The 19,318-nt window shown below is 68.2% G+C and carries 19 protein-coding genes; 7 read left to right on the top strand and 12 right to left on the bottom strand.

Annotated elements, in window-relative coordinates; genetic code table 11:
- Entirely contained in the window at nucleotides 1-2,637 is a 2,637-nt protein-coding gene (locus MCHLDSM_RS06950; protein ID WP_109788762.1) for a helix-turn-helix transcriptional regulator, read from the top strand.
- Between the two features lie 12 nt (nucleotides 2,638-2,649).
- On the opposite strand, the gene MCHLDSM_RS06945 is transcribed toward MCHLDSM_RS06950, so the two are convergent.
- The 3 genes from MCHLDSM_RS06945 to MCHLDSM_RS06935 all read right to left on the bottom strand — a co-directional run bounded on the left by MCHLDSM_RS06945 (nucleotide 2,650) and on the right by MCHLDSM_RS06935 (nucleotide 5,680).
- Nucleotides 2,650-4,125 carry a flavin-containing monooxygenase gene (locus MCHLDSM_RS06945; RefSeq protein WP_048469488.1) on the bottom strand — a complete coding sequence of 492 codons (1,476 nt, stop codon included), beginning with the start codon at nucleotides 4,123-4,125 and terminating at the stop codon, nucleotides 2,650-2,652.
- Between the two features lie 37 nt (nucleotides 4,126-4,162).
- Nucleotides 4,163-5,002 carry a mycofactocin-coupled SDR family oxidoreductase gene (locus MCHLDSM_RS06940; RefSeq protein WP_048469487.1) on the bottom strand — a complete coding sequence of 280 codons (840 nt, stop codon included), beginning with the start codon at nucleotides 5,000-5,002 and terminating at the stop codon, nucleotides 4,163-4,165.
- A 78-nt stretch (nucleotides 5,003-5,080) separates the two neighbouring features.
- Nucleotides 5,081-5,680, bottom strand: a complete 600-nt coding sequence (locus tag MCHLDSM_RS06935; protein WP_048469486.1) for a TetR/AcrR family transcriptional regulator — start codon at nucleotides 5,678-5,680, stop codon at nucleotides 5,081-5,083.
- A 240-nt stretch (nucleotides 5,681-5,920) separates the two neighbouring features.
- Here MCHLDSM_RS06935 and MCHLDSM_RS06930 point away from each other — a divergent pair, with 240 nt between their 5' ends.
- Nucleotides 5,921-7,201 carry a cytochrome P450 gene (locus tag MCHLDSM_RS06930; RefSeq protein WP_048469485.1) on the top strand — a complete coding sequence of 427 codons (1,281 nt, stop codon included), beginning with the start codon at nucleotides 5,921-5,923 and terminating at the stop codon, nucleotides 7,199-7,201.
- A gap of 64 nt (nucleotides 7,202-7,265) precedes the next feature.
- On the opposite strand, the gene MCHLDSM_RS06925 is transcribed toward MCHLDSM_RS06930, so the two are convergent.
- The 4 genes from MCHLDSM_RS06925 to MCHLDSM_RS06910 form a co-directional block, all read right to left on the bottom strand.
- Nucleotides 7,266-8,729: an aldehyde dehydrogenase family protein gene (locus MCHLDSM_RS06925; RefSeq protein WP_048469484.1), complete on the bottom strand. Its 1,464-nt coding sequence runs from the start codon at nucleotides 8,727-8,729 to the stop codon at nucleotides 7,266-7,268.
- On the bottom strand, nucleotides 8,726-9,481 hold the full coding sequence (locus MCHLDSM_RS06920; protein ID WP_174545947.1) for a carboxymuconolactone decarboxylase family protein: 756 nt from the start codon (nucleotides 9,479-9,481) through the stop codon (nucleotides 8,726-8,728). Before MCHLDSM_RS06920 ends, MCHLDSM_RS06925 begins: the two co-directional genes overlap by 4 nt.
- Before the next feature lie 90 nt (nucleotides 9,482-9,571).
- Nucleotides 9,572-10,375 carry a mycofactocin-coupled SDR family oxidoreductase gene (locus tag MCHLDSM_RS06915; RefSeq protein ID WP_048469482.1) on the bottom strand — a complete coding sequence of 268 codons (804 nt, stop codon included), beginning with the start codon at nucleotides 10,373-10,375 and terminating at the stop codon, nucleotides 9,572-9,574.
- Nucleotides 10,372-11,202, bottom strand: a complete 831-nt coding sequence (locus MCHLDSM_RS06910; protein ID WP_048469481.1) for a mycofactocin-coupled SDR family oxidoreductase — start codon at nucleotides 11,200-11,202, stop codon at nucleotides 10,372-10,374. The genes MCHLDSM_RS06915 and MCHLDSM_RS06910 overlap by 4 nt, the downstream gene beginning before the upstream one ends.
- Nucleotides 11,203-11,279: 77 nt before the next feature.
- Here MCHLDSM_RS06910 and MCHLDSM_RS06905 point away from each other — a divergent pair, with 77 nt between their 5' ends.
- Nucleotides 11,280-11,879 (top strand): TetR/AcrR family transcriptional regulator, encoded by a 600-nt coding sequence (locus tag MCHLDSM_RS06905; RefSeq protein WP_048469480.1) that lies wholly within the window; start codon nucleotides 11,280-11,282, stop codon nucleotides 11,877-11,879.
- A 58-nt stretch (nucleotides 11,880-11,937) separates the two neighbouring features.
- On the opposite strand, the gene MCHLDSM_RS06900 is transcribed toward MCHLDSM_RS06905, so the two are convergent.
- Nucleotides 11,938-12,651: a cutinase family protein gene (locus MCHLDSM_RS06900; RefSeq protein WP_048469479.1), complete on the bottom strand. Its 714-nt coding sequence runs from the start codon at nucleotides 12,649-12,651 to the stop codon at nucleotides 11,938-11,940.
- Between the two features lie 90 nt (nucleotides 12,652-12,741).
- On the bottom strand, nucleotides 12,742-13,551 hold the full coding sequence (locus MCHLDSM_RS06895) for a DUF5718 family protein (protein ID WP_048469478.1): 810 nt from the start codon (nucleotides 13,549-13,551) through the stop codon (nucleotides 12,742-12,744).
- A 62-nt stretch (nucleotides 13,552-13,613) separates the two neighbouring features.
- Between MCHLDSM_RS06895 and MCHLDSM_RS40070 the strand changes: the two genes are divergently transcribed.
- A complete protein-coding gene (locus MCHLDSM_RS40070; protein WP_268781370.1) occupies nucleotides 13,614-13,742 on the top strand; it encodes a hypothetical protein in 129 nt (42 codons plus the stop codon).
- A gap of 2 nt (nucleotides 13,743-13,744) precedes the next feature.
- Here the strand turns inward: MCHLDSM_RS40070 and MCHLDSM_RS06890 are convergent, their stop codons facing one another.
- Both MCHLDSM_RS06890 and MCHLDSM_RS06885 read right to left on the bottom strand, forming a co-directional pair.
- Nucleotides 13,745-14,041, bottom strand: a complete 297-nt coding sequence (locus tag MCHLDSM_RS06890; protein ID WP_048469477.1) for a DUF3618 domain-containing protein — start codon at nucleotides 14,039-14,041, stop codon at nucleotides 13,745-13,747.
- Entirely contained in the window at nucleotides 14,025-14,429 is a 405-nt protein-coding gene (locus MCHLDSM_RS06885; RefSeq protein WP_048469476.1) for a phage holin family protein, read from the bottom strand. The genes MCHLDSM_RS06890 and MCHLDSM_RS06885 overlap by 17 nt, the downstream gene beginning before the upstream one ends.
- 95 nt (nucleotides 14,430-14,524) lie before the next feature.
- Between MCHLDSM_RS06885 and MCHLDSM_RS06880 the strand changes: the two genes are divergently transcribed.
- From MCHLDSM_RS06880 to MCHLDSM_RS37690, 3 genes are all read left to right on the top strand, one after another.
- A complete protein-coding gene (locus MCHLDSM_RS06880) occupies nucleotides 14,525-15,745 on the top strand; it encodes a YihY/virulence factor BrkB family protein (RefSeq protein WP_082168779.1) in 1,221 nt (406 codons plus the stop codon).
- Between the two features lie 61 nt (nucleotides 15,746-15,806).
- Nucleotides 15,807-16,898 (top strand): YihY/virulence factor BrkB family protein, encoded by a 1,092-nt coding sequence (locus tag MCHLDSM_RS06875; protein WP_082168778.1) that lies wholly within the window; start codon nucleotides 15,807-15,809, stop codon nucleotides 16,896-16,898.
- A gap of 16 nt (nucleotides 16,899-16,914) precedes the next feature.
- A complete protein-coding gene (locus tag MCHLDSM_RS37690; protein WP_156455051.1) occupies nucleotides 16,915-17,079 on the top strand; it encodes a hypothetical protein in 165 nt (54 codons plus the stop codon).
- 4 nt (nucleotides 17,080-17,083) lie between these two features.
- On the opposite strand, the gene MCHLDSM_RS06870 is transcribed toward MCHLDSM_RS37690, so the two are convergent.
- Entirely contained in the window at nucleotides 17,084-19,309 is a 2,226-nt protein-coding gene (locus MCHLDSM_RS06870; protein WP_048469475.1) for a glycoside hydrolase family 3 C-terminal domain-containing protein, read from the bottom strand.
- Between the last annotated feature and the right edge of the window lie 9 nt (nucleotides 19,310-19,318).

The raw sequence follows: 19,318 nt of genomic DNA, 5'->3' as shown, positions 1-19,318 counted from the left end.
GTGACCGGGACGTCCGTCGCGTTCGTCGGCCGCGTCCGCGAGATCGACGCGCTGACACGGCGATGCGCCGTGTCCGGCTCCGACGGGATCAGCGTGCTCACGGTGACCGGTGCGGCAGGTATCGGCAAGACGGCGTTGCTGCGGCACGTGGCGGCACGCTGCCCCTTCGTACGCTGGGCCACCGCCACTCCCTGGGAGACGGCAGTAGCAGGCGGCGTCGTGACCCAGCTCCTGCAGGAACCCGCCCCCACCGAACCTGTCGCCGCCGCCGACGCAATGGCGCGCGCCCTCACCGGCGACGACCCTGTGGCGGTCGTGATCGACGACGCTCAGCACGCGGATCTCGTTTCGCTGCAGGCACTGTCGACGCTGGTACGGCACCACCGCCGGCTGCCCGTGGCGGTGCTGCTGACCACCGAAGGGTCGGCCCTGCCGGTCCCGGACCTCGACGCCGAACAGCTCCGGTTGACCGGCCTGTCCCGCAGCGAGGTCGCCGAGCTGGCCTCCGCGTCCGGCCGGATCCTGCATCCCGCGATGGCCGAGAGACTGACCAGGCACACCGGCGGCGTGCCGCGGCATGTGCTCGACCTGCTCGACGAGGTACCCGCTGCGACGTGGACGCGTCCCGATGCGCCGCTGCCCGCGCCGCGAGCCGTCGCGCGCAGTGTCGCCGCACAGCTGGATCGGACCGGTCGGGACGGGCGGGCACTCGTCACCGCACTGGCCGTTCTGGGCAACCATCCCAGCCTCGCCGACGCCGCCCTGCTCGCGGCCGTCGACGATCCCTTGGCGGCCCTGGAATCCGCGACCGCCGCCGGACTGCTGACGCCCGGCGACCCCAGCGAACCGACGTGGTCCGACGCCCTCACCGAGAGCGCGGTGATCGACGTGACCGGGATCAGCGCCGCTGCCGAATGGCACCGTCGCGCAGCCGATCTCGTCACCGATCCCGTCGCGCGGCTGCGGCACCGGGTCGCGGCCACCCCGGTGCCCGACCCGCTGTTGGCCGACGAGGTCGATGCGCTGGCCCACTCCCACGGCCACGACGGCGCCTGGGCACAGGCCGCCGAGCTGTTCCGCGACGCCAGTCGGCTGACCGCCGACCCGCTGCTGCGCGACGAGCGGCTGATGCGTTCGGTGGACGCACTGGTCGCGGCGGGAGACTGCATCGGGGCCGCCGCGCTCGTCCCCGTGGTGGAGAGCCTGCGCGAAACAGCGCTGCGCAACGCGGTTCTGGCCTATCTCGCGATCCTGCGCGGAAGAGCCACGGAGGCCGAACTTCGCCTGCAACGCGCGGGGGACATCGTCAACACCGACCGGGATGCCGGCACCGCGGCGTTCATCGCGCAGCGGCACGTTCTGCATGCACTGGTGCAGTGTCAGGGCGAGCAGCTGGTGCGGTGGGCTGATCGGGCCCTGGAACTCGCCGACGCGGACTCCCCCGCGGCCATCGAGGCGAGCGCGATTCGAGGTCTGGGCCTGCTGGCCGCCGGCCAGCCCCGGCGGGCTACGGCGGCCTACGAGGAACTCTCTGCACGGGTCCGTCACGGCCCGCAGGCCCAGCGGGTCGCGATGGGACGCGGCTGGGTGCAACTGATGCGCGACGACGTCGACGCCGCCCGGACCAGCCTGGAGACCGCCGTCGCCGCGGCGTCGCTGGGCGGATCGACGCGAATCACCCTGTGGGCGTACGGATGGCTGGCGCGCGTGCAGTTCGTGACGGGCGAGTGGGACGACGCGATGACCAGTGTTGCGCGCGGACGCGCACTGGCCGACAGCAGCGGGATCGTCCTGGTGACACCTCTGTTGGAATGGACTGCCGGTCAGATCGCCGCGCTGCGCGGTGACTGGGACGCCGCGGCCGAGGCGGCGCGGGCAGCGTCGGCCGGTCCGGGTGAGTACGCCATCATGCGCATCCCGGCGCTGCTGCTGAACGGTCAGATCGCCGAGGCACAGGCCGATCACAAAGCTGTGCGCAGATTCGTCGAGCCCCTGCGCCGCATCGCACCGGGTACATCTCTCCAGGAGCCCGGATACTGGCCGTGGCCGGATCTGCTCGGCAATGCTCTGGTTCTCGACGGCGACCTGGCCGCCGCGGAGGAGTTCCTGCGGCCCCACGAGCAGCGAGCGCGGGCGCGGGGCCACCGCAGCGCCCAGGCCCGGCTCGGATACGCCCGCGGCCGGCTGCTGGGCGCGCGCGGCGACATCGCCGCGGCTCGAACATCATTCGACCAGTCGCTGGCCCTGCTCGAGGGACTGCCGCTGCGCTACGACGCGGCCAGGATCAACTTCGCCTACGGGCAGACGCTGCGCCGGGCGGGCAAGCGCCGGGACGCCGATGCGGCGATAAGCACGGCCCGTGAACTCTTTGCGTCGCTGGGGGCGACCGCGTTTGTGGCGCGATGCGACCGTGAACTCAAAGCAGGTGGCCTGAACCAGGTGCGCGACACCAACGACGGTATCGAGCTCACCCCTCAGGAGGAGGCGGTGACCACGCTGGTGGCCCGGGGTCTGTCGAATCGTGATGTGGCCGCCGAGTTGTTCGTCTCACCGAAGACGGTGCAGTACCACCTGACCCGGATCTACGCGAAGCTCGGTGTGCGCTCACGCGCGGAACTGGCTGCGTTGCGGCGCTGAGAATCGGCACCGTCAGCGCAGCAGCTCCCAGTGCTCCCGCTCACGGGTGGTCAACGCATTCGACGTGATCGCGCCGAACGCCGCCGCGTCGCGGGCGAACACCGCCGCGGCGCCGGGCAGCGCGTCGGGACCCTCGAGCCGGAAGCAGCTGGGGGCCAGTGGCCCGAACAGCAGGGCGCGCTGCAGGTCCGGCCAGGCGTCGAGGTCCGGCTCGCAGCCGGCGGCGCGCGCGTAGGTGAGGGCCGCGAGGTTCATCCGGGTCTTCTGCGGCAGACCGCGGCGCTCCCGGTAGGCGGCGATCGACGCCCGCTGCGCGACGGGATCGGGCGGCGGGATGACCCCGCCCCACGTGTAGGCGATCCAGCGGGCCTGCAGTTCCAGCGGCACGAAATAGCCGCCCGACTGGTCCCACATCCCCACGAACGCCAGGCCGGGCAGGTCCGGATGGAAGGTGTGCCGGTCGGCGTCGAGGTGGACGGTGTCGAGATCGACGGTGGCCCTGATCTCGGCGTCGAGAAACGGGATGTCGAGGGCGAATCCGGTGCCGAAGACGATGCCGTCGATCGCCTCGGTGCTGCCGTCACCGAAGGTGACGTCGCGCCCGGCCACCGACGTCAGCCACGGCCGGATCCCGATCCGGCCCTCGGCGACGAGTGGGAGGTAGTCCTGGCTGAGCGTGACCCCGGCCGCGAACAACGACGGGTCCGGGCGCGGTGCCCCGTACTGCTCGGGGCTGCCGCCGGCGTCGGTCACGATGTCGCGCAGCTGACGGTCCACGGTCGACCTCGGCAGACGCTCGTCGGCCAGCACGCCGTACCGGGTGAAGATGCGGTGATCCGACGGGACGCCTGCGGCGAACTTCGGCAGGACGTAGCGCTGCCGCCGCTGCGTCACCACCACCGCCTCCGCGCCGCCCTGCGCGAGCTCGGCGGCGACCTCCAGCGCGCTGACCGCGCACCCGCCGACCAGCACCCGTTTGCCGCGGTACCGTTCGGCGCCGCGGTAGTGGAACGTCGACGTCACCCCCTCGGATCCGGCGAAGGTGTCCAGTCCGGGCACCGTCGGCACCGCCGGGCTCTGGAAGCGTCCACTGGCCACCACGACCCTGTCGAAACTCTCTGCGCCGCTGTCGGTTTCGACGATCCACTCGCGTGCGCCCCGACTCAGTCGGGACACCCTGGTGGACAACCGGATTCGGTCGACGAGGCCGAACGTGTCGGCGTACCGGATCAGGTAGCGGCGGATGTCGCCGGCGGCGAGGAACGTCTGATCGCCGTCATGCGGGAGATCGCTGAACGCCGTCAGGATGCGGCTGGTGTTGGTGTAGAGGCCCGGCCAGACACCGCTGGTGCCGTCCAGACCGCTCCACTGGCCGCCCAGCGCCGTCGCCTGCTCGAAGAGCGTCGGCTCGAAGCCCTGCGCGAGGAGCCACCGCGCGTTGACCAATCCACCGGGTCCCGCTCCGATCACCGCCACGCTCTGCGCCACCCTGGCACTCTCGCACGTGCGCGGGTGTGGAGGTGGGTTACTTGAGCATGCTGCCTGCGTCCACTGTCACCGGCAGCCCCGTGATGTAGCGGGACTCGTCAGAAGCCAGGAACAGCACGGCATTGCTGATGTCGATCGGCTCGACCCACCCGATCGGCAGGGTGTGCATGAATTTCGCCGCGACTGCGAGGTCGTCAGGTCCCGGGTTCTCCATGTCGGGGCGGAACAGTTTCATCGTGCCCTCGTTCATGAACATCGGGGTGTTCACGTTGGTGGGACAGACCGCGTTGACCCGGATGAAATGCTGCCCGAGCTCGACGGCGAACGTCCGCATCAGCCCGATCACACCGTGCTTGGCGGCGATGTAATGCCCGGTGTGGGGATAAGGCTTGAGACCGCCGACGGAACTGGTGAGGATGATCGACCCACCGTTGCCTGAGGAGAGTAGATGGGGAACAGCGGCTTTGACCGTCTTCCAGACACCGGTCAGGTTCACGCCGATCATATCGTCCCAGTCTTCGTCGCTGGTCTTGTCGAGGGTCTGACCGCCGTTGCCGATTCCCGCATTGGCGACGACGATGTCGAGGCGACCGAGTTGCTCGACACCGCTGATGAGAGCGGCCTCGAGTGCGCCGTAATCGCGCACGTCGATCTGCGAGGTCACGATGCGGCGGTCGAGATTCTTGACCAGATCGGCTGTATGCGCCAGATCGGCTGGAGTCGACGGTGCGATCTGACTGTCAGCGCTCACCGGCCCGCACACATCGACGGCAATGATGTCTGCGCCCTCTTCTGCCAGTCGCACCGCATGACTGCGGCCCTGCCCCCGCGCCGCACCGGTGACGAATGCGACCTTCCCCTGAACACGTCCACTCATCGAAGTCCTCCGATCTATTGGTCGATCGATCAGGAAGCATGGCAGCTGCCCTCAGGGGTGTCAATGAGCAGGAACCGATCAGCGACCTGAGCCAGGGGTCACGGCAGCCAGCGTTCGCAGTTGTCGTTCGACGAATGCGCGCATCTCGTCGTGGCCGAGGGTCACCCCGACGGCGCTTTCGTTACAGAGGCTGCGCGCGGTCTGCGCGATCAACATGGAAACCACGACCGGCGGAAAGGCTTGGGGGTCGACCCCCCGGGCGCGTAGCGACACGGCCACCGCCGCCGTCTCGATGTCGCGTACGCGCTCCGCGTACGCCTTCAACTCGACGCGGATGACCTTGCGATGGTTGGCAAGTGCCATGAACTCGGTGTTCAATGCCGTCATTCGCGACTCTCCGTTCAACGACCACAGCGTCAGCAGTGGATCGTCATCAGTGAGGGCATCACGCATGCGGGCCAGGGACACCTCGGCACCCGCGCGCAGCACCTCGACGAACAGGTCGTCCATCGAGGGAAAGTAGTAGTACACCAGCGCTTGCTTGACGCCCGCTTCCGTCGCCACCCGGCGCGAAGTCGCCGCAGCGTAGCCCTCGTCTCGCATGACCTTGGCTGTCGCTTCGATAAGCCGCAGACGAGCCCCACCGTCTGCAGCTTTGGCTTTGCGCGACTGGGCCATTCAGCGTCCCCCTGCTCGTCGATTCCTTGACCAGCGACCGCACCGCATGGTAGGCATGCAGCATTCTAGCCGTTTTGTCGATCGATCAGTAGGTAGTTCTCGTGGCCACTCACAGGCATCTGCGCAAGAGGCACGCGGCGTGCGTGCGCTCTGCTCTCCATCTGTTCATTTCCGTTCGGTGCCATCAGCATCAGTAAGAACTCACCCACGACCGTTTCCTGGGAAAGGACACCCCAGTCCATGACCGATCTGGCATCCGTCGACTTCTTTTCGGATCCGGCCCTCACGCAAGATCCGTACGCGTACTTCGACTACCTACGCGAGCAGAATCCGGTATTCCGTGGGCTGCCCCACGGGGTCGTCGCCGTCACCGGATATGCGGAGGTGATGGCGGCCTTCAAGGACCACGCGACGTACTCGGCGGTGAACGCGATCGGTGGTCCGTTTCCTCCGTTGCCGTTCACCCCCGACGGTGATGACATCACCGAGCAGATCGAGGCCCACCGCCACCTGTTCCCGATTCACGAGCACATGGTGGTGATGGATCCGCCGTCGCACACGAAGGCGCGCTCGCTGCTGAACAAGCTGCTCACACCGCGGCGCCTCAAGGAGAACGAGGAGTTCATGTGGGAACTCGTCGATCATCAGATCGAGGAGTTCATCGAGAACGGACGCTGTGAGTTCCTCTCCGAGTACGCCAAACCGTTCGCAACGTCGGCGATCATCGACCTCCTCGGCGTGCCTGCCGAGGATCGTCCCGAATTTCTCGCGGCTCTCGGCGCCGAACGTCCTGACGGAAACCGGGTCGGTGCCCTCGACGGAGAACCGGTGGGGCGCGATCCTCTGCAGTATCTCGACGACAAGTTCGTGGGCTATCTGGCGGCACGCCGTGCCCACCCGCGGGGCGACGTCCTGTCGGGCATCGCGACCGCCCTCTACCCAGACGGGTCGACACCGGAGCTGATCGAGCTCGCCAAGCCCGCGACGTTCCTGTTCGCGGCGGGCCAAGAGACGGTCACCAAGCTGCTCAGCGCGGCCGTGCAGGTGCTGGGGGAGCGACCGGAGTATCAGCAGCGATTGCGTGAGAATCCCGGTGGAATAGCGGCGTTCATCGAGGAGGCTCTGCGCATGCACTCCCCGACCAAGGTCGATTTCCGCCTGGTTCGCAGGACCACCGAGCTGGGGGGAGTGCACCTGCCGGCCGGCGCCGTCGTTATGCTGTGCCTGGGTGCAGCCAACCGCGATCCGCGCAAGTTCGATGATCCTCACGAGTTCCGACCCGAGCGCAAGAACGTGCGTGAGCACATCGCGTTCGGACGCGGAATTCACTCCTGCGCAGGTGCTCCCCTGGCCCGCGTCGAGGGCCAGATCACCGTGCGCCGCATGCTGGACCGCATGACAGACATCCGGATCGACGAGACCGTCCACGGTCCGACCGACCGCCGCAACTACGAGTACGAGCCGACGTTCCTTCTGCGCGGACTGACCGAACTGCACATCGAGTTCGATCGCGCGCCCTGACGACCCCGGATCACATGCCACGGCCGGCTGACGATAGGACGACGCGACTCTCGCGGTGAGCAGGTCAGCTCATACCGATGCGGATGTTCTTGACCTGTTGAAACTCCCGCAGCCCGTCGAGGCCGCCGGTGCGTCCCGAGCCGCTCTGCTTGTAACCGCCGTAAGGGCCTTGTGGAGAGATTCGGCTGCCCTGGTTGATCCAGACCGAACCTGACTGCAGCTGCCGGGCCACCGAGTGCGCGCGTGTCAGATCGCGGGTGTGTACGAAAGCATTCAATCCGTAGGGGGTGTCATTGGCGATCCGGACGGCCTCGCCGTCGTCGGCGAACCGGATGAGGGAGACGACGGGCCCGAACGTCTCCGTCTGTGCCAATGAGGAGCGACTGTCGACATCGCCCAGTACGGTCGGCTGCATGTAATAGCCCTGTGCCAATGTGCCTTCGGTGATGCGGCTGCCACCGGTCAGCAGCTCGCCGGCTCGTTCCGCGAGAGCGATGTCGACAACGCCGAGAATGCGATCCAGAGCCGCAGCGGAGATGACAGGACCGAAACCGGTTGCGGGTTCGAGTGGGTCGCCGACTCGTGTCGCAGCGATGACTGCGAGGAATCGCTCGGTGAACGTCTCGTAGACGGCGTCGTGCACGAGTATCCTGCTGGCGCAGGCGCAACTCTGGCCGGACTGCATCAGCGGCCCTTGATGGGCGGAACGTACCGCGGCGGCGTCGAGATCGGCATCGGCGAAGATGATGTTGGCCGACTTCCCTCCGAGTTCGGTGACCACCGGGGTCAAGTTCCCGGCCGCTGCGCGCAGGACCCGCCGCGCCGTGTGTCCGCCGCCGGTGAAGTGGATCTTGCCGATCCCCGGATGTCGCACCAACGCGTCACCTCCGGCGGCAGCTGCGGGGACGATGCTCAGCAGTCCAGGGGGTAGTCCCGCCTCGAGGCAGAGTTCTCCGAATCGTAGTGCGGCCAGAGGAGCCAGCTCTGATGGTTTGAACACCACGGCGTTTCCCGCAGCCAATGCCGGGGCGACGCAGGCCGCAGCAACAACCAGCGAACCGTTCCACGGTGCGATGACCCCGACGACTCCGAACGGCTCACGTTCGATGAAGTTGAGGTCGGTGCTGCCGCTGACCGGTGAGCTGGATCCGAGCGGCTTGTCGACGTAGCCGGCGAAGTGCCGCAGGAACTGTTCAATCATGATCGCGTTTCCTGCGAAGGAAATCGGGACGCCGTAGTCCAGGGTGTTGAGCTCGGCGAGTTCGGCAAGGTGCTCGCGCACCACGTCGGCGAGGTCGATGAGCTTGTCGCGGCGCTGGTCCACCGTCAGCGCCATCCACGCTCGCTGCGCGTCCTTCGCTGCCGATACCGCAAGATCGATCTCGTCGGCACCCGCCAGTGCCACCGCCGCATTGGGCCTGCCGGTGCCGGGGTAGATGTGTGAATGCAGGTCGACCGACGTCGTGGTGATCCGGTCCGTCCCGATCAGAAGCCCGTACGGGTCAGCGGAGAGGCGGTTCGTCGTCACGAGTTCGACGCCGTTTCCTCGCTCCACTCCTGGATCACCCGCTGCTTTTGCTCTGCGACCACCTGATTGAGGTGCGAACCCTTCGGCCAGCCGTAGTGAGCCGCGAAATGTAATGCCAGTTCGTCCATTTCATCGAACGAGATGTCCTTGCTCTTGAGCGCCGCATAGACATGACTGAGGATCGGATAGGGCGCGTCCTGAAATGCGACGCAGGCCACCGTGATCAGGCGGCGCTCCTTCATTCCCAGGCCCGGCCGCAACCACATCTCGCCGAAGACGAAGTTGAGGATGCCCGCACCCTGGAAAGGGTTGTCGCGCTGCGGTGCGTACGGCAGGCAGTTGACGTCCTTGAAGCACCTCTCACCGAAGGCAAGTCGCTCCTCGGGATCACTCGGGGTGGCCAGCGGCAACAGAGGCTCCGGCGGGGGCACCGCCAAGCCTCGGTCTTGATGAATGCGATCCCACTGGTCGTCGACGACCATGTTGAAGCGCGACGCCTTCGGCCAGCCGGCGTACACCGCGAAATGCAGGACGGTCTCCCGCATTTCGCCGATACTGAGATCACCGCTGCTCAGCGCGGCATACACATGTTCTCGCAGAGGCCCTTCGGAGTCCGCTGCGGCGACGCACGGCAGCGTGACCAAGCGTCGCTCTCGACGGGTCAGGCCGGGACGCAGCCACACCTCGGCGAAGACGAAATCCAGCAGATGCGTCGTGACCGGGGAGGGATCCTGCGGGGCGGGCGTCAGCATGATGTCGGTGTACGCACGTCGACCGCGTTCGAGTCGTTCGGGGACAAGAGTGGTCACGTCGAACTCATTTCCGCTCGTAGTGCGCCGGGATCATCGGATAGTGACGCCGGCATCGACTTTGAACTCCAAGCCGGTGACGTACCGCGCCTCGTCGGAGACGAGAAACAGCACCGCATTGCTGATGTCGACCGCCTCGGCCATCACGATCGGCAGCGCGTTCTGGAAGACCGGTCCGAGGTCGCCGCGCTTGTCGTGAAGCAAGGTGTGCAGCGACGCCGGCTGCATCCCCGTCGGCACGCCGGTTGGATGCACGGTATTGACCCGGATATTCACCGCGGCAAGCTCATTGGCTAGCGCCCTGCTCATGCCGACGACACCTGCCTTGGACGCGGTGTAAGGCGTGTGCAGCGGTGAACCCTTGATGGCGGCGGCCGAGCTGATGTTGATCAGGCTGCCGCCGCGCTCGATCAGATGCGGGATGGCGGATCGACAGGTGTTCCAGGTCCCGATCAAATTCACGTCGACGACGGTTCGCCACTGTTCCGCCGTGGTGGTGTCCCATGACCCACTCGTCAGCACTCCAGCGTTGGCGACCGACGCATCCAGCCCACCCAGTTTCCCGACACCGTCGTCGACAGCGGCCGACAGCGCCTGCTCGTCGCGCACGTCCACCACGTGCGCGACGGCGCGACGACCCTGGGCCTCGACGAGGCGAACGGTCTCTGCGAGCTCTTCCCCTGTCGCCAGCGGATACTCGACGGCGGGGAGGGAGTCGCAGATGTCGACCAGAATCAGGTCGGCACCCTCCTGCGAGAGCCGAACGGCATGGCTGCGACCCATCCCCCGTGCAGCGCCGGTGATCAGGACCCGTTTGCCTGCGACCCGCCCGCTCATAGCTTGTTGCAGAAGCCGGCGTCAACGGGGAAGGTCACCCCGGTGACGAACTTCGCCGCATCGGACACCAGATACGCGACGCCGGCGCTGATGTCCTCGGGCTCGAGCAGTGACACGGGCATCGGGTTCTGCAGGTGCGGGCCGCCGTCGGGGTAGTTCTCCAGGAACTCCGTCATCGCCGGGTTGACGGCCATCATCGTGTTGACCGCTGTCGGGTGCACCGTGTTGACCCGGATGCTGTAGGGCGCAAGCGCATTGGCCAGGGTGCGCATCAACCCCACGATGCCGTGCTTGGAGGCCGCGTAACCGAGCCCGCCGCCCTGGAGGCCGCCGAAGCCTTTCAGGCCGGCGGTGGAACTCGTGAAGACGATTGCGCCGCCACGGTCCCCCGCAATCAGGTGCGGAATCGCCGCCTTGGCCGTGTGGAAGGAACCGGAGAGATTGACGTCGACCACATCGGTCCACATCTGCAGGTCTTCTTCGATGGACACCTCGCGGAATGCCGTGGCGGCGATGCCGGCGTTGGCGCAGACGATGTCGAGGCGACCGAAATGCTCGACCCCGGCATCCAGTGTGGCCTTGAGCGCGGAGAAATCGCGCACATCGGCCACCAACCCGAGCATCTTGCCGCCCACGGATTCGACCAGTGCGACGGTCTCGTCGAGTTCGTCGCGGGAGGCCATGGGGTAACTGCTCGATGCGATGCCCGAGCAGATGTCCACCCCGATGATGTCGGCCCCGTCCGACGCGAGACGGACTGCGTGGCTGCGTCCCTGTCCACGGGCAGCGCCAGTGATGAAGGCGACTCTGCCGTCTAGAGAACCCATTGCTCCTCGTTTCGTCCGCATCGAGTAACCGTGTTACAGGAGGTAGGGTAACCGCGTTACTGAAGGAAGGGCAAGGGTTGGGGTCGATCAGCGGGGACGACCGTCTGCTCGACGTCGTCGTCGACATACTCGAAACCGATGGTTACGACGCGGTGCAGCTTCGCGAGGTGGCGCGGCAGGCTCAGACGTCGCTGGCCACCATCTACAAGCGCCACGCCACGAGGGACGATCTAATTCTGGCTGCGCTGGAGTACTGGATGCAGCGGCACCGTTACTCGGGGCTCATCGAGCAGACGCGAGCACCAGGAGCGTCGCTGTACCACGCGCTGATGGAGGTGTTCCACACAATCTTCGAACCGTGGGAGCGACATCCCGAGATGTTGGTGGCCTACTTCCGGGTACGCTCATCACCCAAGGGAGACAAGCTCTTTCGGTTCGGATTGGACATCGTCGCTCCTGCTGGGCTGGAAGTGCTCGCCGGCGTCGAGGACGGGTTCGTCGCCGACTTGGACGCCATCATCAGCAGCTTGATCTACGGCCTTTTGGGTCGGCACTCGACTGGCGAGATAGCGGTGACCGACATTCTCCCGATCCTCGACCGTACGGTCTACTGGTTGATCCGCGGCTATGAATCAAATCCGACGGAGGCTGACGGACACGTCGACCGCTTCATGTGACGATGGGTCGCCGAACCATAGGTGAACGAGCGTGCACCCGATCCGTCGGTCACGCATCTCAGCCCGCGGTGCCCGCAGCGTTGACGAGGACGCCCGCCGGGGCGCCGCCCGCGAGCCGCCCCGCGGCGAAATCAGCTGCCTGCGTGACCATTCCGGATTCTACGTAGTGGCTGTGGGCCGGCCGGTCGTCGCCGGTGGAGCAGACCGGGTCGGCTCCGTTGCAGAGGTCGATGGTCTTGGCGCCGTAGAGCGGACTCGACGTGGTCAGCACGCGCCCGATGCGGCCCGCGGGGTTCCCGAAGACCGCGACGGCGGCGACATGGTCGGCGACCGCGGCCGGCATCGGACGTCCGAAACCGAAGGTGGCGGCCGGATCGCCGGTGATCAGGTCCACCACCGCCGCGCCCTGCGAGTACCCGCCCACCACGATGCGGGTAGCGGGGCAGCTGGCGGCGGTGGCCTGGATCTGGGCGCTGGCGTCATCGGCGCCGGCGGGCGCGGACTGCAGGAAGTCGTAGGAGGCAGGGTAATTCACGGCCGACGCGCTGACGGTGCGCCCGCCCAGCTGGTCACGCAGGTCGTCGACGAACGCGTCACCGACCCGGCCCAGACCTGCCGGTTCGGCAGTGCCGCGGGCGAACACGACCTGCACGTCGGGACACGCGGCGGCGGCGTCGGCGCTCGCCGCACCGGGACCGATCAGGCCGGCCGCGGCCACCGCGCCGATACCACTCATCAGCAGGGCCCGCCGCACGGTGTGCTGCTCGGTCATGTCGGTCTCCTCCGTCGTGGCCGCCCCTGCGGCATCACCAACAGGAATGCCTCCGACCGCGCAGAAATTCCAGGAGGAGCGGAGCGGCCGCTACCGCACCGTCTGGCGCAGCTCCGCGGCGTCGTCGCTGTCGGTGTCGTAGACCCGCACGATCGCCTGATCGCCGGTCTTGAGGAAGGTGCTCTCGCCGAGCTCGGTGTAGCGGGTGGCGCCGATGCCGATGAGCACGTGTTCGGGGTGGCCACTGGCGACCATCAGGGCTCCGACGTCCTCCAGAGGGGTGTCCGGTGAGCCCTTCTGGTTGGCGAGCCGCTCGACGATCCAGTCGAGGAGGACCTCGCCGTAGTACGAGTAGCCGATCAGGGGGCTGTCGACGCCGTAGGCGTGCTCCTGCTCGTCGGAGTGCAGGAAGCAGACCAGGCGCAGCGATGCGGTCGGCCCGTCGGGGGTGAGGTCACTGATCTCGAAGAACGACTCCGAGACACCCTTGGAGGCCGGCCCCCAGTTCTTCTTGTGGCTGATCTTCTTGGCGCCCGGCCGACGGATCGAGCAGTCGTTGAAGGCGCCCAGCGCGAACGGCTGCAGCGTGACGACGGTGTCGCCCTGCCACACCACCCGGCACGCCACCCCGACCTCGGGTTCGATCTGCAGGTTCAGCGGACCTGAGAACTCGGGGGTTTCGGCCGGGAGCTGGATCGCGTCGTTGGACAGCGGGAACTCACCGAGAAAGCCCTCCGCGCCCGGCGCGTACCACGGGAAGATGCCCTTGGGTGCGGTTCCCTCGCTGGCCACATTGACGAAATCGACGGCCTCCCCGGCCTGTTCGAGGTGACCGGCGAAATTGCCCGCCACCCCGAAGCCGAACCAGTTCCGCATCTCGCTCAAGGGGATCTCGATCACGGTGGGTCAGCCTACGCCGGGCCGATAGCCTGGACGGGAACCGGTGCACGGGAGGGGACGAGATGAGCAAGGAACCGTCAGAGCACGACGATCGCGACGACAAGGACCGGCCCGGCCCGGCCGACCACGGCCGCGAGGGCGGCATGGCGACCCGCGAGAACGCGCCGGAGCTGACCGAGAACGACGACTGAACTCAGCGCCGGCGGCGAAGCCAGATCAGCACGCCCAACGTCGCGGCCCCAGCGAGCAAAACACCCACCGGAACGGCCGGCTTTTTCTTGGCGGTGTCGATCGCGTCGTGACTGCGTTGCGCCACAGCCTGTTTCGTGTCAGCGACCTTCTGCTGGGCGCGACCCTTGACATCGAGTTTGTCGGAGAGCGCCCCGACGGTCTCACCGAGTTCGGCGCGGGTGCGCTCGATGTCGGCCTGCAACTCGTCGATGCCGGCGTCCGGACCCGGCTCGGGCCGCGGATCAGGCTGTGCTGCCATGACGGGCTCCCTTCAACTCGGCGATGTCGGTCTTCACGCTGTCGACCGACACCGCAGCCGGTGGCGGCACCTTCTCCACCTGCTTCTTGCCGATCAGCGCGGCGATGCCCGCCGCGGCGAACACCACCACCGCCACGATCACCGCGGCCGCCCACACGGGCAGCACGAGGGAGAGCGCCGCGACAGCAGCCGCGATGAGGGTGGCCAGCCCCAGGACTGCGAGCAGTCCGGCCGCGCCGGCCAGGCCGGCACCCACGCCGGCGTGCTTGGCCGACTCCTGCATTTCCTTCTGCGCCAACCGCAGCTCGTCACGAATCAGGCGTGACGTCTGCGAGGACAACTGACCCAACAGCTCCCCGGTGGAGGGCTCGGTCTTCGGTTCCGTCATTTTCGAGGAGTGCCCGCTGCGTCACCGGACAAACCCGGACCCGTACGCCTTCCGGCTCGACGTTTCGGGCCGCCGCCCCGGGGAAGACCGCCGGGATGCAGCAGCAGCTCACGCTACCCCGCCCGCGGCGCAGCCCCGCCGCGTTGGCCGGCGCGTTCCTGGCCGGCCTGGCGACCGGAGCCCTGACGACACGCAAGAGCTCCGACGAGCGGCCGGAGACACCGCGCGCCACCGGTGCCGTGAACGCGACCGGCACCGAACCCGCCGAGCCGCCGCCCGCGCAGACCGTCGAGGACCGGCCCGACGCCGACGATCCCGGCAAGCCCGACTCCCCCACCGAACTGACCCGGCCCTCGCTGCTCTACGTCCTGCGCCAGACCGCCGGCGAATTCACCCGCGACCAGTGCATGGACCTCGCCGCCGCGCTCACCTACTACGCCGTGCTGTCGCTGTTCCCCGCGCTGCTGGTGGTGATGTCGCTGCTGGGCGTCGTCGGCCAGGGCGAGCGCACCGCCGACACCATCCTCGGGATCGTCGACGACGTCAGCCCCGGCGCGGCCGTCGACGTCCTGCGCCAGCCGATCGAGCAGCTCGTCAATGCACCGTCGGCCGGGATCACGCTGGTGGTCGGCATCCTCGGCGCGTTGTGGTCGGCATCGGGTTACGTCGGCGCCTTCGGCCGCGCGATGAACCGCATCTACGAGGTCGAGGAGGGCCGCCCGGCGTGGAAGCTGCGGCTGCAGCAGCTCGCGCTGACCTTCGCCGGGCTGATCGTCGCGGCCATCGCGGCGCTCCTGCTCGCGGTCAGCGGACCGGTCGCGGAGGCGGTGGGCGGCTCCCTCGGCATCGGGGAGACCGGGCTGACGGTGTGGAACATCGCCCGGTGGCCGGTGCTGCTGCTGCTCGTCGTCGTGGGCGTGGCGACGCTGTACTTCACCGGCCCCAACGTCCAGCAGCCGAAGTTCCGCTGGATCAGTGTGGGGGCGGCCATCGCGATCCTCACCTGGATCGTCGCGTCGCTGCTGTTCGGCTTTTACGTCGCCAACTTCGGCGGCTACAACAAGACCTTCGGCACGCTCGCCGGGGTCATCGTGTTCCTGCTGTGGCTGTGGCTGACGAACCTGGCCCTGCTGTTCGGCGCCGAGGTGGACGCCGAACTCGAGCGCGGCCGCCAACTGCAGGCCGGGATCCCCGCCGAGGACGATCTGCAACTGCCGCTGCGCGACACGAAGATGATCGACAAGAACGCCGCCAAGGAGCACACCCAGCGCCAGCGTGGCCGCACGCTGCGGCGCTCCCACGGAAAGCGGGCATGATCGCCCAGGTGAGCGGGTATCCCCGCAGCGGCGCAGGGCCGCACAGGCGTGGGAGGTCACGATGGTCGGGTGGCTGGATCGCTTGCAGCAACGCAGCCGGGCGGCGGGGTTCGCCATCGCCGTGGTCTACAAGTACGTCGACGATCAGGCCGGCTACCTGGCCGCGCTGATCACCTACTACGCGTTCGTCTCGCTGTTCCCGCTGCTGCTGCTGTTGACCACGCTGCTGGGCGTGGTCCTCGCGGGCCGGCCGGAGTGGCGCGAGCAGATCGTCAACGCAGCCATCGACCAGTTCCCGGTGATCAGCGACCAGCTCAGCCGGCCCGAGGCCCTCAGCGGCGGCACCACCGCTGTGATCATCGGTATCGCGGGCGCGCTGTACGGCGGGCTCGGCGTCGGCAACGCCCTGCAGAACGCGATGAACACCGTGTGGGCGGTCCCGCGGTACACGCGACCCGACCCCATCAGAGCGCGCCTGTACAGCCTGGTGCTGCTGATCGTGCTGGGGTCGGCGGTCATCGGGACAACGGTCCTGACCGCCGTCGGCAGGGCCTGGGCCGGCCTGGGATTCCTCGGCACCGTCGGCGTCGTCGTCGCGTCCCTGGCGTTGAACACAGCGGTGTGCGTCGCCGCGTTCCGGGTGACCACCGTGCGTTCGCTGAGCTACCGCGACGTGCTGCCCGGGGCGCTCACGGCCGCCGTGCTCTGGCAGATGCTGCAGTGGTTCGGCGCGGCGTATGTGGCTCACGTGCTGGGCACGGCCAGTGCCACCAACAGTGTGTTCGCGATCGTGCTGGGCCTGCTGGCGTTCCTGTATCTGGTGTCGACGTCGCTGCTGGTCTGCGCCGAGATCAACGCCGTGCGGGTGGACCGGCTGCACCCCCGGGCCCTGTTGACGCCGTTCACCGACAACGTGGAACTGACCGAGGCCGACCGCAAGATGTACGCCGGACAGGCCGAAGCGCAGCAGGCCAAGGGGTTCCAGCGCGTCGACGTCACCTTCCACCAGCCCGAGCCCGACGACGACGCCGGCGTTTGCGGCCCTGACGGCCAGGGTATGGCCGAGGCACATCCACGAAGCGGAGGCCACACTCATGAGCGTCACCACCCGAACGCGGTCGGCGGCCCGCCTGGGCCTGAAGGTCCAACGTAGGGTCGCGCTGGCCCAGATGCTGTTCTGGCCGACGGTGATCACGACGGGCGCGCTGCTCGGCGCGCTCGTGCTCGCGGGACGCCGACGCGGCCGATCGTCGGGTTCTGAGTACGTCCCCGCCGCGGGCGCGGGGGCGGCCGAGGCGCTGCCAGTGCCCGACAGCCCCGCAGCGACGGCGTGATGCGCTAATCCGCGGGTCGCTCGGCCGTCCCCAGTAGGGCGTCGATCATCGCCGGGTCGACCTCCGCGCCGGCCGCCGCGGCGAACACGCCGGCTCGCCCGATCGGGATCCCCTCGAGCATCCGGGCGATGTCGACGCCCTCGGGCATGATCCCCGCGGAGCCGCCGCCGTCCGGCATCGCCGAGGCCATCGCCTCGGCCAGCGCGGGACCGGCCACCGGGTGCGCCATCACCTCGCCGATCGACGACATCCGCGTCAACGGCAGACTCACGTCGTCCCCGGCGACGTCGACGCGCAGCGAGGCGCGCACGTCACGACTCGACGCGGCGACGTCGACGATGTAGGTCCCTTCCTCGACGACCCAGCCGTCGACACGAATGTCCCAGTACGCCAGGTCCTCCCGGCGGATCGTCAAGCTGACCCGGCGCTTCTCACCGGGCTCGAGTGGCACGGAGGCGAACGCCTTGCACTCGCGCGGGGCCCGCGCCACGGCACTGTCACGTAGACCCGTGTAGACCTGCACGATCTCCCGTCCGGCCACCGCACCGGTGTTCGTCACCGACACCTCGACGGTGAGATCGCCGGAATCGTCGACGGTCGCCGACGCGTCGCGGTAGTCGAAGGTGGTGTAGCTCAGCCCGTGGCCGAACGGGAACGCGACATAGAGGTCGCGCGCGTCGTACCACCGGTAGCCGACGAAAAGCCCTTCGCCGTAACGGACATGGCCGTGCTCACCGGGGAAGTCGAGATAGGCCGGGGTGTCCTGCAACCGCAGCGGAATCGTCTCGGTGAGCTTGGCCGACGGATTGACCACACCGAACAGCACGTCGGCGAGGGCGCCGCCGCCGGCCTGGCCGAGCAGCCATCCCTCGAGCAGCGCGGGCACGTCCTCGGCGAACGGCAGCGCCAACACCCCACCGTTGGACAGCACCACCACGGTCCGCGGGTTGGCCGCCAACACCGCGTCGAGGAGCGCCAATTGCTCTGCGGGCAGGTCGATGTCGTCGCGGTCGTATCCCTCGGACTCCGCCGCTTCCGGCAGGCCCAGGAACACGACGGCGACGTCAGCCACCGCAGCGGCGGCGACGGCGTCGTCCTTCGGGTCGCCGGGGTGATAGGTGACCGTTCCGGTGGCCAGGCGACGAATCTCGTCGAGCGCGTTGTCGAGCCGGGTGGGATTGATCTTCGACGAGCCGCCGCCCTGGTAGCGGGGCTCCGCGGCGAAGGCGCCGATGACGGCGACGCTGGTGTCGGAGCGTAGGGGCAACAGGTCACCGTCGTTGCGCAGCAACACGATCGACCGCCCCGCGGCCTCGCGGGCCAGCGCATGGTGGGCGTCGGCGTCCACGGGATCGGCCGATCGGTGGGCCGTCCTCTCGATCAGCTTCAGCACCCGGGCGGCGGCCTCGTCCACCCGCTGCGCGTCGACGGTGCCGGTCTCGACGGCAGCCAGGATCGCCGCATCTCCGGCGCGGGTCGGGCCGGGCATCGCCAGGTCCAGGCCGGCGGCCAGCGACGCCGGGCGGTCGTCGGCAGCGCCCCAGTCCGACACGACGACACCGTCGAACCCCCACTCCTCCCGCAGCACCGTCGTCAGCAGCCACCGATCCTGCGCGGTGTAGACGCCGTTGATGCGGTTGTAGGAGCACATCACCGTCCACGGCCGCGCATCCCGCACGACGTGGGCGAAGGCCCGCAGGTAGATCTCCCGCAGGGGGCGCGGATCGATGTCGGCGCTCACCCGCATCCGGTCGGTCTCCTGGTTGTTGGCAGCGAAGTGCTTCAGCGAGGCACCCACCCCGCGGCTCTGGATGCCGGCGACCATCGCCGCGCTCAGCACGCCCGAGACCACGGGGTCTTCGGAGAAGTACTCGAAGGTGCGCCCGCACAGCGGTGTGCGCTTGATGTTGACGCCGGGACCGAGGAGCACCGCCACGTCCCGCGCGGCGGCTTCGGCACCGAGGGCCGCACCGACCCGCTCCACCAGGACGGGATCCCAGGAGCAGCCGAGTGCGACCGCCGGAGGAAAGCAGGTCGCCGGCTCGCTGTCCCCGATGCCGAGGTGGTCGGCACCGGCGCGTTGCTTGCGTACGCCGTGCGGCCCGTCGGTCAACATGATCGACGGAACCCCAACGCGCGCAATCGCTTCGGTGTACCAGAAGCCGGCGCCACTGGTCAGCGACACCTTCTCTTCGAGCGTGAGGTCGGCCGGGTCCGGCAAGGAGGTCATGCCTCCAGG

It is taken from the genome of Mycolicibacterium chlorophenolicum (genome assembly GCF_001044235.1).
GTDB classification, from domain to species: Bacteria; Actinomycetota; Actinomycetes; order Mycobacteriales; family Mycobacteriaceae; genus Mycobacterium; species Mycobacterium chlorophenolicum.
Note: the sequence above shows the minus strand (reverse complement) of the source record. Positions and strands in the feature narration are given on the sequence as shown.

What these genes read in the sequence shown, in the direction of transcription:
- MCHLDSM_RS06880 (WP_082168779.1), top strand. Translation starts at nt 14,525, where the DNA reads ATGCAGCAGCAGCTCACGCTACCCCGCCCGCGGCGCAGCCCCGCCGCG.
- MCHLDSM_RS37690 (WP_156455051.1), top strand. Translation starts at nt 16,915, where the DNA reads ATGCTGTTCTGGCCGACGGTGATCACGACGGGCGCGCTGCTCGGCGCG.
- MCHLDSM_RS06920 (WP_174545947.1), bottom strand. Translation starts at nt 9,481, where the DNA reads ATGCTGACGCCCGCCCCGCAGGATCCCTCCCCGGTCACGACGCATCTG.
- MCHLDSM_RS06915 (WP_048469482.1), bottom strand. Translation starts at nt 10,375, where the DNA reads ATGAGCGGGCGGGTCGCAGGCAAACGGGTCCTGATCACCGGCGCTGCA.
- MCHLDSM_RS06935 (WP_048469486.1), bottom strand. Translation starts at nt 5,680, where the DNA reads ATGGCCCAGTCGCGCAAAGCCAAAGCTGCAGACGGTGGGGCTCGTCTG.
- MCHLDSM_RS06875 (WP_082168778.1), top strand. Translation starts at nt 15,807, where the DNA reads ATGGTCGGGTGGCTGGATCGCTTGCAGCAACGCAGCCGGGCGGCGGGG.
- MCHLDSM_RS06930 (WP_048469485.1), top strand. Translation starts at nt 5,921, where the DNA reads ATGACCGATCTGGCATCCGTCGACTTCTTTTCGGATCCGGCCCTCACG.
- MCHLDSM_RS06885 (WP_048469476.1), bottom strand. Translation starts at nt 14,429, where the DNA reads ATGACGGAACCGAAGACCGAGCCCTCCACCGGGGAGCTGTTGGGTCAG.
- MCHLDSM_RS40070 (WP_268781370.1), top strand. Translation starts at nt 13,614, where the DNA reads ATGAGCAAGGAACCGTCAGAGCACGACGATCGCGACGACAAGGACCGG.
- MCHLDSM_RS06870 (WP_048469475.1), bottom strand. Translation starts at nt 19,309, where the DNA reads ATGACCTCCTTGCCGGACCCGGCCGACCTCACGCTCGAAGAGAAGGTG.
- MCHLDSM_RS06910 (WP_048469481.1), bottom strand. Translation starts at nt 11,202, where the DNA reads ATGGGTTCTCTAGACGGCAGAGTCGCCTTCATCACTGGCGCTGCCCGT.
- MCHLDSM_RS06890 (WP_048469477.1), bottom strand. Translation starts at nt 14,041, where the DNA reads ATGGCAGCACAGCCTGATCCGCGGCCCGAGCCGGGTCCGGACGCCGGC.
- MCHLDSM_RS06900 (WP_048469479.1), bottom strand. Translation starts at nt 12,651, where the DNA reads ATGACCGAGCAGCACACCGTGCGGCGGGCCCTGCTGATGAGTGGTATC.
- MCHLDSM_RS06940 (WP_048469487.1), bottom strand. Translation starts at nt 5,002, where the DNA reads ATGAGTGGACGTGTTCAGGGGAAGGTCGCATTCGTCACCGGTGCGGCG.